Origin of the sequence: Mycobacterium sp. ENV421 (genome assembly GCF_002887815.1) — a bacterium.
Lineage (GTDB): Bacteria > Actinomycetota > Actinomycetes > Mycobacteriales > Mycobacteriaceae > Mycobacterium.
Window position 1 is genome coordinate 1 of record NZ_PDHO01000010.1, and the last position, 13,874, is coordinate 13,874.

A 13,874-nucleotide genomic window follows, 5' to 3' on the forward strand; every position below is an offset into this window, starting at 1 on the left:
CCAGCGAGAAGCGAAGCGGGGTCGCGCATGACTTCCCAGCGAGAAGCGAAGCGGGGTCGCGCATGACTTCCCAGCGAGAAGCGAAGCGGGATCGCGCATGACAACAGAAGCCGGGTTGGCCATCGCGCAGACGGTGGATCACGGTGGGCTTGCCAAGCCCGGCCGCAATTTCCGCGGCTCGTTCAAGATCGGCGATGTGGCACTGCGGATCGTCGCCGGGCTGGTGCTGTTCTACCTGTTCCTGCCGATCCTGGTGATCATCGTATTCTCGTTCAACGATCCGGCCGGGAAGTTCAACTACACCTGGCAGGGCTTCACGCTCGACAACTGGGCCCATCCGTTCAAGTACCCGGCCCTGACCGACGCGCTCAAGCTGAGCCTGGAAGTCGCCGCCGTGTCGACGGCGATCGCCACCGTGCTCGGCACCCTGGTCGCGGTCGCACTGGTCCGGCAACGGTTTCGCGGACGCACCGCGGTGGACACCTTTCTGATCCTGCCGCTGACCTCGCCCGAGGTCGTGATGGGTGCCTCGTTGCTGACCCTGTTCCTGGATCTGAACTGGCCCACCGGCTTCACGACAATCCTGATCGCCCACGTGGCGTTCGAGATCAGCTTCATCGCGATGACGATCCGGGCCCGCATCCGCGGGTTCGACTGGACGCTGGAGGACGCCTCGCTGGACTTGGGAGCCAGTCCGCTGCGCACCTTCTTCAGGGTGACACTGCCGTTGATCGTGCCGGGTATCGTGGCGGCCGCCATGTTGTCGTTCGCGCTGTCGCTGGACGACTTCATCATCACCTACTTCGTCAGTGGCTCAACGGTGACCTATCCGCTCTATGTCAATGCGGCGACGAAAGCGGCTGTGCCACCGCAGATCAACGTGCTCGCCACCGCGATCTTGGTGATCAGCCTCGTCCTGCTGGCCGTGGGAACGCTGTACCGGCGCAAACGCGACACCTGAGTTCCGACACGCGAACCGGCCCGTTCGGTCCGCTAGTCAGCACGGGTACGGCATCCTTGGCGGGTGAGCGTCGACGCGATACTGGAATCCATCCCACCGCTGGCGGTGTACTTGGTCGTCGGTCTGATCATCGGGCTGGAAAGCCTCGGCATCCCCTTGCCGGGCGAAATCGCCTTGGTGAGCGCGGCACTGCTGGCGAGCCGGCACACCCTCGACATCAGTCCGTTGTGGGTGGGTGCCGCCGCCACGATCGGCGCCACCATCGGTGACTCAATCGGCTACACGATCGGCCGTCGGTTCGGGATGGGGTTGTTCGAGCGGCTCGGTAAGCGCTTCCCGAACCACTTCGGTCCCGGGCATGTGGCGCTGGCCAAGCAGCTGTTCACCCGATGGGGTGTGTGGGCGGTGTTCTTCGGCCGATTCATCGCGCTGTTGCGGATCCTGGCCGGCCCGCTGGCGGGCGCCTTGCACATGCACTACGGCCGCTTCCTCGCCGCCAACGCCTCCGGCGCCGTCTGCTGGGCGGGCGGCACCACCGCGGTGGTCTACTACCTCGGTCTGGCCGCCGAGAAGTGGCTGGCGCGGTTCTCCTGGGTTGCGCTGGTCATCGCGATCGTCGCAGGCATCGGGCTGACCCTGCTACTGCGGGAGCGCACCCGCAATCTGATCGCCCAACTCGAATCCGAGCATGACTGGGAGACCCTGCGCAAGCGCGAGTGATGTGAGGCAGTTGCGGTCAGTTTTTCCAGCGCTTCGCGGGGGTAACCCAAATTTCGTGGCTGACAATGCAATGCACGGTGCTGCGCGAGCAGCCACTGGAAGCAGGTCCTTCGAACTCGCGGCCAGGGGTGGTTACGCGATCAGTGGCATGTTGCATCTGGTGATCGCCTACATCATCGTCCACCTGGTTTTCGGCATGGCGGGAAACGCCGATCAGTCGGGTGCGATGGCGACGCTGGCCGCCCAGCCGGGTGGCGCGGTCGCGCTGTGGCTCGCCGCGGGCGGCCTGGTCGCGCTGGCGCTGTGGCGGGTGGCCGAGGCGATCCTCGGCTCCCACCCCACCGAGCCGGGTCGCGAACATGACGGTGCCTCCGACGCGTTCGACCGGATCAAGTCCGCGGCACTGGCCGTCCTCTATGTCGGCATCGCACTGGCCGCCGCGCGATTCGCCAGTGGCGGCGGCCGGTCGAGCAGGGAGCAGAACACCGGCCTGACCGCGCGTCTGCTCCAAACAGGTTGGGGTAAAGGCATTTTGCTCATCGCCGCGGTCGTGATCATCTGCATCGGCGGCTATCACGTTTACAAGGGCCTTTCGACGAAGTTCGAGGAGGACCTCACCGTCACCGGGGGTGGCCCGCTGATCACTCCGCTCGGCATCGCCGGATACACCGCCAAGGGCGTCGTGCTGGGCGGTGCCGGGGTGCTGCTGGTGGTTGCCACCGTGACCGCCGACCCGGCCAAGGGCGCCGGCCTGGACGCCGCGGTCAAGAGTCTGGGCCAGGCCCCGTTCGGCAAGGTGCTGCTCATTGCGGCGGCGGCCGGCTTCGCCGCCTACGGCGCCTACTGCTTCGTCATGTCGCGCTTCGCGCGGATGTAGCGCAAGCGCCCGCTACTCGGCGAAATATCGAAGCCGCGTGATCGACCCACCGGCGGTGCCCAATTCGGCGATCAGCACGCCGGTTCGCGGCCCGCGCAACGACGCCGTCACCGACGAGCCCGCGGCGATGGTCTTCGTCCACGATGCCCCGGCCAGCTCGTCGACGAACGCACCGAACTTCATCGGGTTCTGCTCACCGCGGGTGATCAGCGCTCCGGAGCCCAGGGCGCGCCAGGCCCGCAACTGATCTCCGGCCGTGACCGCGTCGAGGAAGCCGCGCACCGTTCGCTTGCCCCGGAACCGAGCGCCCCGGAACCCGGAGGCGAACCCCAGCGTCCCCCGCCACCGCTGATTGCGGATCAGAGCGCGGCTCAGCTCCACCGCCTGCGGAGCCGCCGCCGCCCCGTTGCGGGCGAACTGCACCACCATCGCAGGCAGTTCCCAATAGGCGCGCAACCGCTCGATGCGCCACTCATCGGTGACCTCCCGCAGGTCGTAACGCAGCACCGCCGGGATGTGCATCGTCACAGAAGGACCCATCCCCACATCGAGGACGACATCGCGGATGACGGTGGTGTCCGACACGATGTCGCCCTCGTGGCGGAAAACGATCCGGCGCGGCGCGATGAAGGTGTCGTAGAACCGGCCGATCTGCAGCGGGCCGATGTGCGGCCGTGATCCGACGGGGTCCTCGACCCGGCCGTCATCGGTGAACAATCCGACCCAGCCGGCACGGTCATGATCGGCCGCCATCAGCGGGGAGCGGTCGACCACGTCGATGAGTGTCGATCGGGGCGCGGCCATCATGCGGTGTGGACCAGTTCGATCCCGCGACCGCGCATCTCGTCCAACGCGTCGGCGGTCGACCCCGGCGCGACACCGGCCGTGAGGTCAACCAGCACACGGGTTTTGAAGCCGGCGCGGGTGGCATCGGCAGCACTTTGGCGCACGCAGTAGTCGGTGGCGATCCCGGCGATGTCGACTTCGTCGACCCCGCGGGTACGCAGCCAGTCGGCCAGCGAGGTGTGGTCGACGTGGCCTTCGAAGCCGCTGTAGGCCGCGGTGTGCGCGCCCTTGTGGAACACCGCCTCGATCGGGGTGGTGTCCAGTTCGGGATGGAAATCGGCCCCGGATGTCCCGGCCACACAGTGCGCGGGCCAGGAATCCTTGAAGTCGGGGTGGTCGGCGAAATGCGCACCGGGATCCACGTGATAGTCCTTCGTGGCCACCACGTGGTCGTAGCCGTGGTCACCCGCCAGCAGCGCGCTGATCCCGCGCACCACATCGCCGGCCCCGGCGACGGCCAGCGATCCACCCTCGCAGAAATCGTTCTGCACGTCGACGATGATCAACGCCCGCATCAGCCCACCGTATCGGCAGATCCGAGGCTGTCCACCCGCAGTACAGTTCGTAGCGATATGACACCGTTCGACTTCTTCCAGGCCGAGGAGCTGCCGGTGCCGGCGATCACCGCGGCGCAGGCCCATGACATCGCCACGACGCACTTCGGGATCGACGGCGAGGTGACCGCGCTGGGCAGCCAGCAGGACGCGAACTTCCTGCTGAGCCGTCCCGGCGGTGAGCCGATCGGGGTGCTCAAGATCGCCAACCCGGCGTTCTCCCGCATCGAGATCGAAGCGCAGGACGCGGCGGCGGAGTACCTCACTCAGGCCGGCTGCGACGTACGCGCCGCGACGAACCTCGCGTTTGCCGGCGTCGACCCGATAGCCGAGGTGCTCGACGGCAACGGGGCCGCGCTGTACGCCAGGATCATCGCGCACCTGGCCGGCGGCACCTTGAGCGGCGACGGGTACCTCACGCCGGTGCGGGCGGCAGCGCTCGGCGCCCTGGCCGGCCGGACCGTCCGCGCCCTTGCCGACTTCGACCATGCCGGCGTCGACCGCGTGTTGCAGTGGGACCTGCGCCACGCCCTGCGCACTGTCGAGGTGCTCGCCGAGCACATGTCCGATCCCGGACGCCGCGAGGCCGTCGAAACCGCCACGGCCGCAGCGTGGCAGGTGGTCGCCGACCTCGCTGATGATCTGCCGGTCCAGGTGATCCACGGCGACCTCACCGACGACAACGTGGTGTGCGGCCCACCGGAGAGCGGCCGGCTGCCCGACGGCGTCATCGACCTGGGCGACCTCACCCGGTCGTGGACCGTCGGCGAACTGGCCATCGCGGTCTCCTCGCTGCTGCGCCACGAGGGCGGCGAACCCGTCGCGACCCTGCCTGCCGTGGCCGCCTTCCACGCGGTGCGTCCGCTGAGCCCCGCCGAAGTCGAGGCACTGTGGCCGCTGGTCGTGCTGCGGGCGGCGGTGCTGGTGGTCAGCGGCGTCCACCAGGCCTCGATCGACGTCGACAACGCCTATGCCACGGGCGCCCTGGACTACGAGTGGCGAATCTTCGAACGCGCCATCGAGGTACCCACCGATGTCATGACCGCCACTATCCGCGCGGCACTCGGAGCGGCCCAGCCCCTCGAGCCGCCACCCGTGCCCACCCCGTTGATCGGCGGCCTTGCGCCCGACGCCGTGGTGCGACTGGACCTGTCGTCAGAAGCCGACGCATTGGATGCCGGCCGGTGGCTGAGCGCGGACTGCGAAGACGTTCTGGCTGCCGAGGCGCTGGCCGGCGGCGCCGCTGCGGTCGTGACGACCTTCGGCCAACCCCGTATGACGCGCTCGGCGCCGCTGAGTGCGGAGTCGTCGGCCACCGTCGGCACCGGTCTGGACGTGTGGCTGGCCGTGCCGTCACCGATCACCGCACCCTGGGACTGCGTGATCGACGCAACCGCCGAGGACAGTCTCACCCTCACCGGCACCGCGGGAACGGTGCAGGTGCGCGGGCACCTGCACGTCGACGACGAGGTCCGGTCCGGCGGCAGCGTCACCGCGGGCGCAGTGCTCGGCAGCGTCGAGGGTCGAGCCTGGATCCAGTGGCGCGGCGGTCCCGACGTCGAGGTCCCCGACTTCGTTCGCGCCGAATACGGCGCGGGCTGGCTGAGCCTGGTGGAAAACCCGAACGCGCTGCTCGGCCTGCCCGCCGTGGCGGCCGCGGCCGACGACGGCGAGGCGTTGTGGCGCCGCCGGGCGGATTCGTTCGCCACGGTCCAGGAGCACTACTACCTCAATCCGCCCCGCATCGAGCGGGGCTGGCGCGAGCACATGGTGTCCACCGAGGCGCGCAGCTACCTCGACATGGTCAACAACGTCGCGCTCCTGGGCCACGGTCATCCGGTGCTCGCCGACGCCGTCGCGCGCCAGTGGCGGCGGCTCAACACCAATTCGCGATTCAACTACGCCGCGGTGGTGGCGCTCTCGGAGCGGTTGGCTGCCACCCTGCCCGATCCATTGGACACGGTGTTCCTGGTGAACTCCGGCTCGGAGGCCGGCGACCTGGCGCTGCGGCTGGCGATGGCCACGACCGGGCGTCATGACGTGGTCTCGATGGCCGAGGCCTACCACGGCTGGACGTACGCCACCGACGCCGTGTCGACGTCGGTGGCAGACAACCCGAACGCTTTGGCCACCAGGCCGAGCTGGGTCCACACCGTGCCCTCCCCCAACGCCTACCGCGGCGAGTATCGCGGGCCGGACGCCGCGCGCTACGCCCCCGATGCGGTGGAGATCATCGAACGCCTTGCCGCACAGGGCAATCCGCCGGCGGCGTTCATCTGTGAGCCGTTCTACGGAAACGCAGGCGGGATGGCCCTGCCCGACGGCTACCTCACGGCCGTCTACGCCGCGGTGCGCGCAGCGGGTGGGCTGGCCATCGCCGACGAGGTCCAGGTCGGCTACGGCCGCACCGGGCGCTGGTTCTGGAGCTTCCAGCAGCAGGACGTGGTGCCCGACATCGTCACCGTGGCCAAGGCGATGGGCAACGGTCAGCCGCTCGGCGCGGTCATCACCACCCGCGAGATCGCCGAGCGGTACCGCACCCAGGGCTACTTCTTCTCCTCCGCAGGCGGCAGCCCGGTGTCCTGTGTGGTCGGCCTGACGGTGCTCGACCAGCTGGAGAAGGAGGGCCTGCAGCACAACGCCTTGGTCGTCGGGGACCATCTCAGGGCCCGAATCGAGGAGCTGGCGACCCGCCACGAGCTGATCGGCACCGTGCACGGCAGCGGGCTGTACATGGGCGTCGAACTGGTCCGCGACCGCACCACGCTGGAACCCGCCGTCTCCGAGACCGCGGCGATCTGCGAACGGCTGCTCGAGCTCGGTGTGATCGTGCAGCCGACGGGCGACCGGCAGAACGTGCTGAAGGTCAAACCGCCGATGTGCATCACCCGGGAGTCGGCGGACTTCTTCGTCGACATGCTCGACCGGGTGCTGAACACCGGGTGGTGAGTCAGCCCGACGAGGTGCGCGCCGCCAGCCAGTCGCGCTGAGCGCGGACGTACGCCGCGTCGACCACCGCGCCGTGCCCGGGCACGTACAGCGCGTCGTCGCCGCCGAGTTCGAGCAGCCGGTCCAGGGCGTGCGGCCAGGCCGGCAGATCGGAGCCGGCGTCGATCGCCGGGTCGGCGGACTCTTCGACCAGGTCGCCACAGAAGACGACCCGGCGCTCGCCTGCCACTACCGGCGGAACAACCACGACCAGGTCGTGGTCGGTATGGCCTGGTCCCGGCAGTTCGACGTGCACGCTGCGGCCGCCGAGGTCCAGGTCGGCGGCTGTCACGGTGTGGTCGGGGGCGCGGACACCGGCGATCGCCTGGTCCAGCAGGTCCGGGTGGGCTCCGTATCGCAGGGCGTGGGCCCGAACGTCGCCGATTCCCGTGGTCAGCGCACGGGTCACGGCGGCAGGCGAATACAAGACGGCAGTACCGAAACCGGCCGAGCCCAGGATGTGGTCGAAATGGTGGTGGGTCATCACCACGTCGGTCACCGGAGCGCCGGTGATGTCGACGACGTCGTCGGCAATCTGGGCTGCTTCGGAAAGCGTTGTACCGCAATCGATCAGCAAATTTCGGCGCTCGCCTCGAACCAGTCCGACCGTGACGTCGAGAAAGGCCAGCCGGCAGCGGTATACACCATCGGTCAGCGTTTCCCAGAGGAGGTGCATCACAGGAAAGATAGACCCTGGCCTACGGTGGTAGTGGGCACTTACGTTGCACTGTGTAGCTAAGCGAATTATAGTCCAGACACATGTCCAGACAGTTCGCTGACCGTGTCCGGTTACTTACACGATGACATATGCGAGCTCGGCGGGTAGTTCAGCCGTATCAGTCACGGACGTTGCAGGAGCGTGAACATGCGGATTGCGTTGCTGTCCTACCGCAGCAAAACCCACTGTGGCGGGCAGGGCGTCTACGTCCGGCACCTGAGCCGCGGACTGGTCGAACTCGGCCATGACGTCGAGGTGTTCTCGGGTCAGCCCTACCCCGAGATCCTCGACCCGCGGGTTCGGCTGACCAAGGTTCCCAGCCTGGACCTCTACCGGGAACCCGACCCGTTCCGCGTGCCACACCCCAGCGAGATCCGTGACCGCTTCGACGCACTAGAACTGGCCACGATGTGGACATCCGGCTTCCCCGAACCTCGCACCTTCAGCCTGCGCGCCGCCCGGCTGCTGGCCGCCCGCCTCGGCGAGTTCGACGTGGTGCACGACAACCAGTGCCTGGGCACCGGCCTGCTCCGCATCGCCGACATGGGTCTGCCCGTCGTGGCCACCGTGCACCATCCGATCACCCGGGACCGCGTTCTCGACCTCGCTGCGGCCAAATGGTGGCGAAAGCCGTTGGTGCACAGGTGGTATGGCTTCGCGCAGATGCAGAAGAAAGTCGCCCGCCGTATTCCCGACCTGCTCACCGTGTCATCGTCGTCGGCCACCGATATCGCCGACGATTTCGGCGTGAGCCCACAGCAGTTGCGCGTGGTGCCGCTCGGGGTGGACACCGAACTGTTCAAGCCCTCGGACGCCCCGCGGGTCCCAGGCCGCATCATCGCGATCTCTAGCGCGGATCGTCCGTTGAAGGGCATCGGGCACCTGCTCAACGCAGTGGCCAAGCTGCGCACCGAGCACGACCTCGAGTTGCAACTGGTCGCCAAACTGGAGCCCAACGGGCCGACCGAGAAGCTGATCGCCGAATTGGGTATCAGCGATATCGTGCACACCTCCAGCGGCTTGTCCGACGAGGAGCTCGCCGGGCTGTTCGCCTCGGCTGAAATCGCCTGCATCCCCTCGCTTTACGAAGGTTTCTCCCTGCCCGCGGTGGAGGCCATGGCCAGCGGCACCCCCATTGTGGCGAGTCGGGCCGGCGCGCTGCCGGAGGTCCTGGGCCCCGACGGTGAGTGCGCCGACTTGGTGACACCGGGCGACGTCACGGAGCTGACCGCCGCGCTCGGCCGGCTGCTGGAATCCCCCGCCCGCCGTCAGTGGCTGGGCACCGCGGGCCGGCGCCGTGCGCTCGACGTGTTCAGCTGGGAGTCGGTGGCCGCTCAGACCGTCCGGGTCTACGAGCAGGCGATCGCCCGGACCGGGCGCGTGACCACCTCTGTCGAGGCGGTGGACGAATCATGCTGACCGTCGACTATGACCGGCTCGCTGTCGGACTGGGAACCAAGGTTATCGACGTCGGTGCGGGCGCCGGCCGGCACAGCTACGAGGCCTACCGGCGCGGCGCCGATGTGATCGCCTTCGATATGGACGCCGAAGGACTTGCCGAAGTCGACACCTTGCTGCAGGCCATGGGCGAGGCCGGCGAGGCACCCGCATCGGCCAAGGCTCAGGTCGTGGTCGGCGATGCGCTGGCGTTGCCCTACCCGGATGGCGAATTCGACGTGGTGATCGCCTCGGAGATCCTGGAGCACATCCCCTCCGACGACACCGCAATCGCCGAGCTGATTCGCGTGCTCAAGCCCGGCGGCAAGCTCGCGGTGACGGTGCCGCGGTGGCTGCCCGAGAAGATCTGCTGGCTGCTGTCCGACGAATACCACGCCAACGAGGGCGGCCACATCCGGATCTACAAGGCCGACGAACTGCGCGACAAACTGGTTCGCGGTGGCCTGGAGTTCACCCACTCCCATCACGCGCACGCCCTGCACTCACCGTTCTGGTGGCTCAAATGTGCGGTCGGCGTGGAGAAGCCGAACCACCCGGCCGTCAAGGCGTATCACCAGCTGCTGGTGTGGGACATGATGTCGCAGCCGGCGCTGACCAGACTGGCCGAATCCGCGCTCAATCCGCTGGTCGGCAAGAGTGTGGCCCTCTACTTCGAGAAGCCGTTGACGAATGCCACGCCCCAGTGATCTCGAGGGTGTGCCCGGCGTAGCCGACATCCTCACGCCGCAGCAATGTCGTCAGACAGCGGAATCGATTGCCGCCGTTCAGGAATCCTCGGGTGAGATCCCCTGGTCGGAGATCGGGCACACCGACGTGTGGGATCACGTCGAATGCGCGATGGCCCTGACGGCGGCCGGCCTTCTCGAGCCCGCCCGCGCCGCCTACGAATGGTGCCGCCGCGAGCAGCGCGCCGACGGCTCCTGGCCCATCCAGTACCGGCGTGGCGTGATCGAGGATGCCAACAGCGACAGCAACTTCTGTGCCTACATCGCCGCCGGCGTCTGGCACCACCATCTGGTGACCGGCGACGTCCGGTTCGCCGAGCACATGTGGCCGACGGTCCGGGCGGGAATCGACTTCGTCCTCGGTTTGCAGGCGGGGACCGGTGAAATCTATTGGGCGCAAGGCCCATCCGGTGTTCTCGAGGAGGCGTTGCTGACCGGCTGCGCCAGCGTGTACCACAGCATCCGTTGCGCGCTGGCCCTCGCCGATCGGCTGGACGATCCGCAACCCGAATGGGAAGTGGCGCTGGGACGGCTGGGCCACGCCATCGCCGAACATCCGGACGCCTTCACCGAGAAGCCGCACCATTCGATGGACTGGTACTACCCCATACTGGGCGGTGCGCTGCGCGGCCAGCAGGCCAGCGCCCGAATCGCCCAGCGCTGGGACGATTTCGTGGTCGACGGGCTTGGCATCCGCTGCGTCGACGACCGGCCCTGGGTCACCGGAGCCGAGACCTGCGAGTTGGTGCTGGCGTTGGACGCCATGGGCGACCGATCGCGCGCGCTGACCCAGTTCAGGTCCATGCAGCACCTACGCGAAAAGGACGGCTCCTACTGGACCGGACTGGTTTTCGCCGACGGGAAACGCTGGCCGGTCGAGCGGACCACCTGGACCGCCGCGGCGGTCATCCTGGCCGCCGACGCGTTGTCGTCGACAACCGGCGGTAGCGCCATCTTCCGGGCCGCCGACCTGCCGCGCGGTCTGGAGGGCGAGTACGACTGTGAATGCGTCAGGCGCTGACCACGTCTCCCGCGGCTCCCGAGGTGCGCTCGAGGACCCGCAGCGAACCGGTGCAGCCGACCTCGGTGAACTGGCCGGATTCTATTGCGCGGCAATAGATGTTGTAGGGCGGACGGCCACCGTCGCGCGGGTCCGGGAAGACGTCGTGAATGATCAGCGTGCCGCCGGGGGCCACCCACTTGGCCCAGCCGTCGAAGTCCTGTTGGGCGGCGGTCTCACTGTGCCCGCCGTCGATGAACAACAGATCCAAAGGGGTGCGCCAGCCGCGCGCGACGACCGGAGACTTGCCGACCACCGCGACGATCGTGTCATCGAGGTCGGCCGCGTCCAGCGTGCGCCGGAAGGTGGGCAAGGTGTCGAACCGTCCGCTGACCGGATCGACCATCGTGGTGTCGTGGAATTCCCAGCCGGCCTGATGTTCTTCGGAGCCGTGATGGTGGTCGACGGTGTACAGCACACTGCCGGTCGCCGCGGCCGCGGCGCCCAGCATGACCGTCGATTTCCCGCAGTAGGTGCCGATCTCGACCGCTATCCCGGCGTCCAGGTAGCGCAGCGCCGCGTCGTACAGCGCACGTCCCTCGTCGGCCGGCATGAAGCCCACGACTTTCTCCGCCAATTCGAAAAGTCGGGAAGTTTGCGCTGCAGAGGCAGTGTCGGTGCGGCTCATGATCCGAACCTAGCCCTTACGCATGGTCCATGGCCAGCGCGCACCTTGTCGGTGCAGGTCAGTTGTAGTAGCGTCCGGACATGTGTCTGATCCGGTAGCTCGGGAATCAACGCGACGCCGGTTGACCGCAAAGCAGGCCGCTACAGTGGACCGCTTGGGTCGCGCCGCGGTCGAGGTGCTGAGCCGAGAAGGTTTCTCCGGGCTGACGATCCGGATGGTCGCGGCCGAGGCCGGGGTCGGCGCGGCCACCGCCTACACGTACTTCTCGTCGAAAGAGCATCTTGTCGCCGAGGTGTTCTGGCGCCGCCTGGCCTCGACACCGGCACCGCCGGACGACTCCCCCGACCCGGTCGATCGCGTGGTCGGCGTGCTTCGGCATATCGCACTTCTGGTGGCCGACGAGCCGGAATTGGCAGGCGCGGTCACCACCGCTCTGCTCGGCAAGGATCCCGATGTCGAGCATCTGCGGTTCCGGATCGGCCGTGAGATTCACCAGCGGCTCAGCACAGCCCTTGGGGCACAATGCGATTCGGATGCGGATGTCATCGAGTCGCTCGAGCAGCTCTACGCGGGCGCGCTGGTGCGGGCCGGCATGGGCTACGCGTCCTACACCGAGATCGCCAGCCGGCTCGAGGCGTCCGCGCGCCTGCTGCTGACCTGATTCGCCTGTGACTGCGGTCTCAAAACCGTTGGACGGGCCTTTGATCCGGCCCTGACGGGTACGCGACACCATTCGAGGCGCGTGTGCGCCGCCGCCCGACGACGAAGTCTTCGATCCCGGGAGTGATGCCAGCTTATGCCCGAACACACCGAATTGAACTCCGCCACCAACCTCGCGATCTCGGCCGTCTGGATGGGCGGCTCGGTCGTCGTGGCGTATGTGGCCGCGATGTTGCTCTCGTGGGCGCTCCAGCGGCTCGGCCGACGAAGCGAGCTACTCGCGGACGTGGCGCGGCTGACCCGCGGTCCGGCTCGGGCAACCCTGGTGATGATCGCGGCGCTGACCGCGTTCGACCGGGTGACGGGCTCAGACGCACCCTGGCGGGGGATGGTCCACCAGATCCTGGTGATCCTGCTGATCGCCGCCATGACATGGGTGGTCAGCAGTCTCGTCATGGTCGCCGAACAGCGGGTGATCGCCCGTTTCGGGGGTGGTGACGCCCAGATGACCGATGCTGATCGCCACCGCCGCAAAATCCGGACACAGGTCACGCTGCTGCGACGCATCGCGGTTGCCGTGGTGGTCCTGATCGGCACCGCGGCCGCGCTGATGACGTTCCCATCGTTCGTCGACCTCGGCCGAACACTGTTCGCCTCTGCGGGCGTGCTGTCAGTGGTCGCCGGCCTGGCGGCGCAAACCTCTTTGGGAGCGGCATTCGCCGGCATCCAGATCGCGTTCTCCGATGCGATTCGGGTCGGCGACGTCGTCGTCCTCGAAGAGGAATGGGGGCGCATCGAAGAGATCACGCTGACCTATGTGGTCGTGCACCTGTGGGATGAGCGTCGGCTGGTACTGCCCTGCACCTATTTCACGACGACGCCCTTCCAGAACTGGACCCGACAGGCCACCGAATTGCTCGGCACGGCCGAACTCGACGTCGACTTCACCGTCCCACTGGACGGCATGCGCGCCGAACTGGATCGGTTGCTGTCGGCAAGTGACCTGTGGGACGGACGTGTCGGCGTCCTTCAAGTGACCGATGCGGTCGGTGGTCATCTGCGGGTCCGAATGCTGGTCAGTGCCGCCAACGCCGGTGCACTCTTCGATTTGCGATGCGCGGTGCGGGAAGGCATGGTCCGATGGCTGCAGGGCACCAATCCGGGCGCTCTGCCGCGCTGGCGGGTAGAGCAGTTTCGCGGCGCGCCCGACAACCTTCAGACGCACCAATCGATGGGCCCTGGCGGCCGCGTCGACTCCACGTTGTTCACCGGCAGCCCGCAAGCCGAGCGGCGTGGACGCGCATTCGAGGGCCCCGGACCGGAAGCACTGGCCGAGCGTGCCGAATCGACTCATCTGGCCCACGCGACGACCAACAACGACGACTCGTAGGCGACGGTCCAGCTGGTCGCACCCGTCGGCATGCACCGGATGGTGTTCCGCACGCACCGGCTGCATCCCCTGGTCGCGATCGCGCACCGCTTCGCGTTCTGTGGGCTCCTGCTGCTGGGCGCCGCGCTCACCGGCGTGGCCGTCGTGGTGTTCGGGACGGTGCTCGGTGACGGGGCCGGAGTCTTCGCCGGGATCGTGACGGCCGTGGTGATGCTGGCGGCTTGCGTGGTGTTCCCGCCGTGGATGCGCCGCCTCGACGGCTGAGCCTCCGGGTTTGACAGGCGAGCCG

At 67.8% G+C, this 13,874-nt stretch carries 14 protein-coding genes; 10 read left to right on the plus strand and 4 right to left on the minus strand.

Annotated features, from left to right (window positions below; translation table 11 throughout):
• Window positions 1–97 precede the first annotated feature (97 nt).
• The 3 genes from CRM90_RS14145 (at window position 98) to CRM90_RS14155 (ending at window position 2,558) form a co-directional block, all read left to right on the plus strand.
• Window positions 98–961 carry an ABC transporter permease gene (locus CRM90_RS14145; protein ID WP_102807589.1) on the plus strand — a complete coding sequence of 288 codons (864 nt, stop codon included), beginning with the start codon at window positions 98–100 and terminating at the stop codon, window positions 959–961.
• A gap of 63 nt (window positions 962–1,024) precedes the next feature.
• Window positions 1,025–1,681: a DedA family protein gene (locus CRM90_RS14150; protein ID WP_102807590.1), complete on the plus strand. Its 657-nt coding sequence runs from the start codon at window positions 1,025–1,027 to the stop codon at window positions 1,679–1,681.
• A 55-nt stretch (window positions 1,682–1,736) separates the two neighbouring features.
• Window positions 1,737–2,558: a DUF1206 domain-containing protein gene (locus tag CRM90_RS14155; protein ID WP_102807591.1), complete on the plus strand. Its 822-nt coding sequence runs from the start codon at window positions 1,737–1,739 to the stop codon at window positions 2,556–2,558.
• A 12-nt stretch (window positions 2,559–2,570) separates the two neighbouring features.
• Here CRM90_RS14155 and CRM90_RS14160 read toward each other — a convergent pair whose 3' ends face one another.
• Window positions 2,571–3,362: a ketosteroid isomerase family protein gene (locus CRM90_RS14160; RefSeq protein WP_102807745.1), complete on the minus strand. Its 792-nt coding sequence runs from the start codon at window positions 3,360–3,362 to the stop codon at window positions 2,571–2,573.
• The gene (locus CRM90_RS14165) at window positions 3,362–3,919 is read right to left on the minus strand and encodes a nicotinamidase (RefSeq protein WP_102807592.1); all 558 of its coding nucleotides are present in this window, start codon (window positions 3,917–3,919) and stop codon (window positions 3,362–3,364) included. The genes CRM90_RS14160 and CRM90_RS14165 overlap by 1 nt, the downstream gene beginning before the upstream one ends.
• A gap of 57 nt (window positions 3,920–3,976) precedes the next feature.
• Between CRM90_RS14165 and CRM90_RS14170 the strand changes: the two genes are divergently transcribed.
• Entirely contained in the window at window positions 3,977–6,907 is a 2,931-nt protein-coding gene (locus CRM90_RS14170; RefSeq protein WP_102807593.1) for an aminotransferase, read from the plus strand.
• Between the two features lies 1 nt (window position 6,908).
• Here CRM90_RS14170 and CRM90_RS14175 read toward each other — a convergent pair whose 3' ends face one another.
• Entirely contained in the window at window positions 6,909–7,622 is a 714-nt protein-coding gene (locus CRM90_RS14175) for an MBL fold metallo-hydrolase (RefSeq protein ID WP_102807594.1), read from the minus strand.
• A gap of 189 nt (window positions 7,623–7,811) precedes the next feature.
• Here CRM90_RS14175 and manT point away from each other — a divergent pair, with 189 nt between their 5' ends.
• From manT to mmpH, 3 genes are read left to right on the plus strand one after another with little or no spacing between them, the layout of a single operon-like run.
• Window positions 7,812–9,083 carry an MMP alpha-(1->4)-mannosyltransferase gene (manT, locus tag CRM90_RS14180; protein ID WP_102807746.1) on the plus strand — a complete coding sequence of 424 codons (1,272 nt, stop codon included), beginning with the start codon at window positions 7,812–7,814 and terminating at the stop codon, window positions 9,081–9,083.
• Window positions 9,077–9,808, plus strand: a complete 732-nt coding sequence (locus tag CRM90_RS14185; protein WP_102807595.1) for a class I SAM-dependent methyltransferase — start codon at window positions 9,077–9,079, stop codon at window positions 9,806–9,808. Before manT ends, CRM90_RS14185 begins: the two co-directional genes overlap by 7 nt.
• The gene (gene mmpH / locus CRM90_RS14190; RefSeq protein WP_102807596.1) at window positions 9,792–10,868 is read left to right on the plus strand and encodes an MMP endo-(1,4)-3-O-methyl-alpha-D-mannosidase; all 1,077 of its coding nucleotides are present in this window, start codon (window positions 9,792–9,794) and stop codon (window positions 10,866–10,868) included. Before CRM90_RS14185 ends, mmpH begins: the two co-directional genes overlap by 17 nt.
• Here mmpH and CRM90_RS14195 read toward each other — a convergent pair.
• Complete coding sequence (locus CRM90_RS14195; protein WP_102807597.1) at window positions 10,858–11,535, minus strand: class I SAM-dependent methyltransferase; 678 nt, start codon at window positions 11,533–11,535, stop codon at window positions 10,858–10,860. The two genes, mmpH and CRM90_RS14195, sit on opposite strands and share 11 nt — an antisense overlap.
• A gap of 82 nt (window positions 11,536–11,617) precedes the next feature.
• Between CRM90_RS14195 and CRM90_RS14200 the strand changes: the two genes are divergently transcribed.
• The 3 genes from CRM90_RS14200 (at window position 11,618) to CRM90_RS14210 (ending at window position 13,849) form a co-directional block, all read left to right on the plus strand.
• Entirely contained in the window at window positions 11,618–12,196 is a 579-nt protein-coding gene (locus tag CRM90_RS14200) for a TetR family transcriptional regulator (RefSeq protein WP_102807598.1), read from the plus strand.
• A 135-nt stretch (window positions 12,197–12,331) separates the two neighbouring features.
• The gene (locus tag CRM90_RS14205; RefSeq protein WP_102807599.1) at window positions 12,332–13,585 is read left to right on the plus strand and encodes a mechanosensitive ion channel family protein; all 1,254 of its coding nucleotides are present in this window, start codon (window positions 12,332–12,334) and stop codon (window positions 13,583–13,585) included.
• Between the two features lie 12 nt (window positions 13,586–13,597).
• Window positions 13,598–13,849 carry a DUF6328 family protein gene (locus CRM90_RS14210; RefSeq protein WP_286145637.1) on the plus strand — a complete coding sequence of 84 codons (252 nt, stop codon included), beginning with the start codon at window positions 13,598–13,600 and terminating at the stop codon, window positions 13,847–13,849.
• The last annotated feature ends 25 nt before the right edge of the window (window positions 13,850–13,874 follow it).

Coding starts and splice junctions, on each gene's coding strand:
- CRM90_RS14195 (WP_102807597.1), bottom strand. CDS start 11,535: ATGAGCCGCACCGACACTGCCTCTGCAGCGCAAACTTCCCGACTTTTC.
- CRM90_RS14160 (WP_102807745.1), bottom strand. CDS start 3,362: ATGGCCGCGCCCCGATCGACACTCATCGACGTGGTCGACCGCTCCCCG.
- CRM90_RS14205 (WP_102807599.1), top strand. CDS start 12,332: ATGCCCGAACACACCGAATTGAACTCCGCCACCAACCTCGCGATCTCG.
- CRM90_RS14145 (WP_102807589.1), top strand. CDS start 98: ATGACAACAGAAGCCGGGTTGGCCATCGCGCAGACGGTGGATCACGGT.
- manT (WP_102807746.1), top strand. CDS start 7,812: ATGCGGATTGCGTTGCTGTCCTACCGCAGCAAAACCCACTGTGGCGGG.
- CRM90_RS14175 (WP_102807594.1), bottom strand. CDS start 7,622: ATGCACCTCCTCTGGGAAACGCTGACCGATGGTGTATACCGCTGCCGG.
- CRM90_RS14170 (WP_102807593.1), top strand. CDS start 3,977: ATGACACCGTTCGACTTCTTCCAGGCCGAGGAGCTGCCGGTGCCGGCG.
- mmpH (WP_102807596.1), top strand. CDS start 9,792: ATGCCACGCCCCAGTGATCTCGAGGGTGTGCCCGGCGTAGCCGACATC.
- CRM90_RS14165 (WP_102807592.1), bottom strand. CDS start 3,919: ATGCGGGCGTTGATCATCGTCGACGTGCAGAACGATTTCTGCGAGGGT.
- CRM90_RS14185 (WP_102807595.1), top strand. CDS start 9,077: ATGCTGACCGTCGACTATGACCGGCTCGCTGTCGGACTGGGAACCAAG.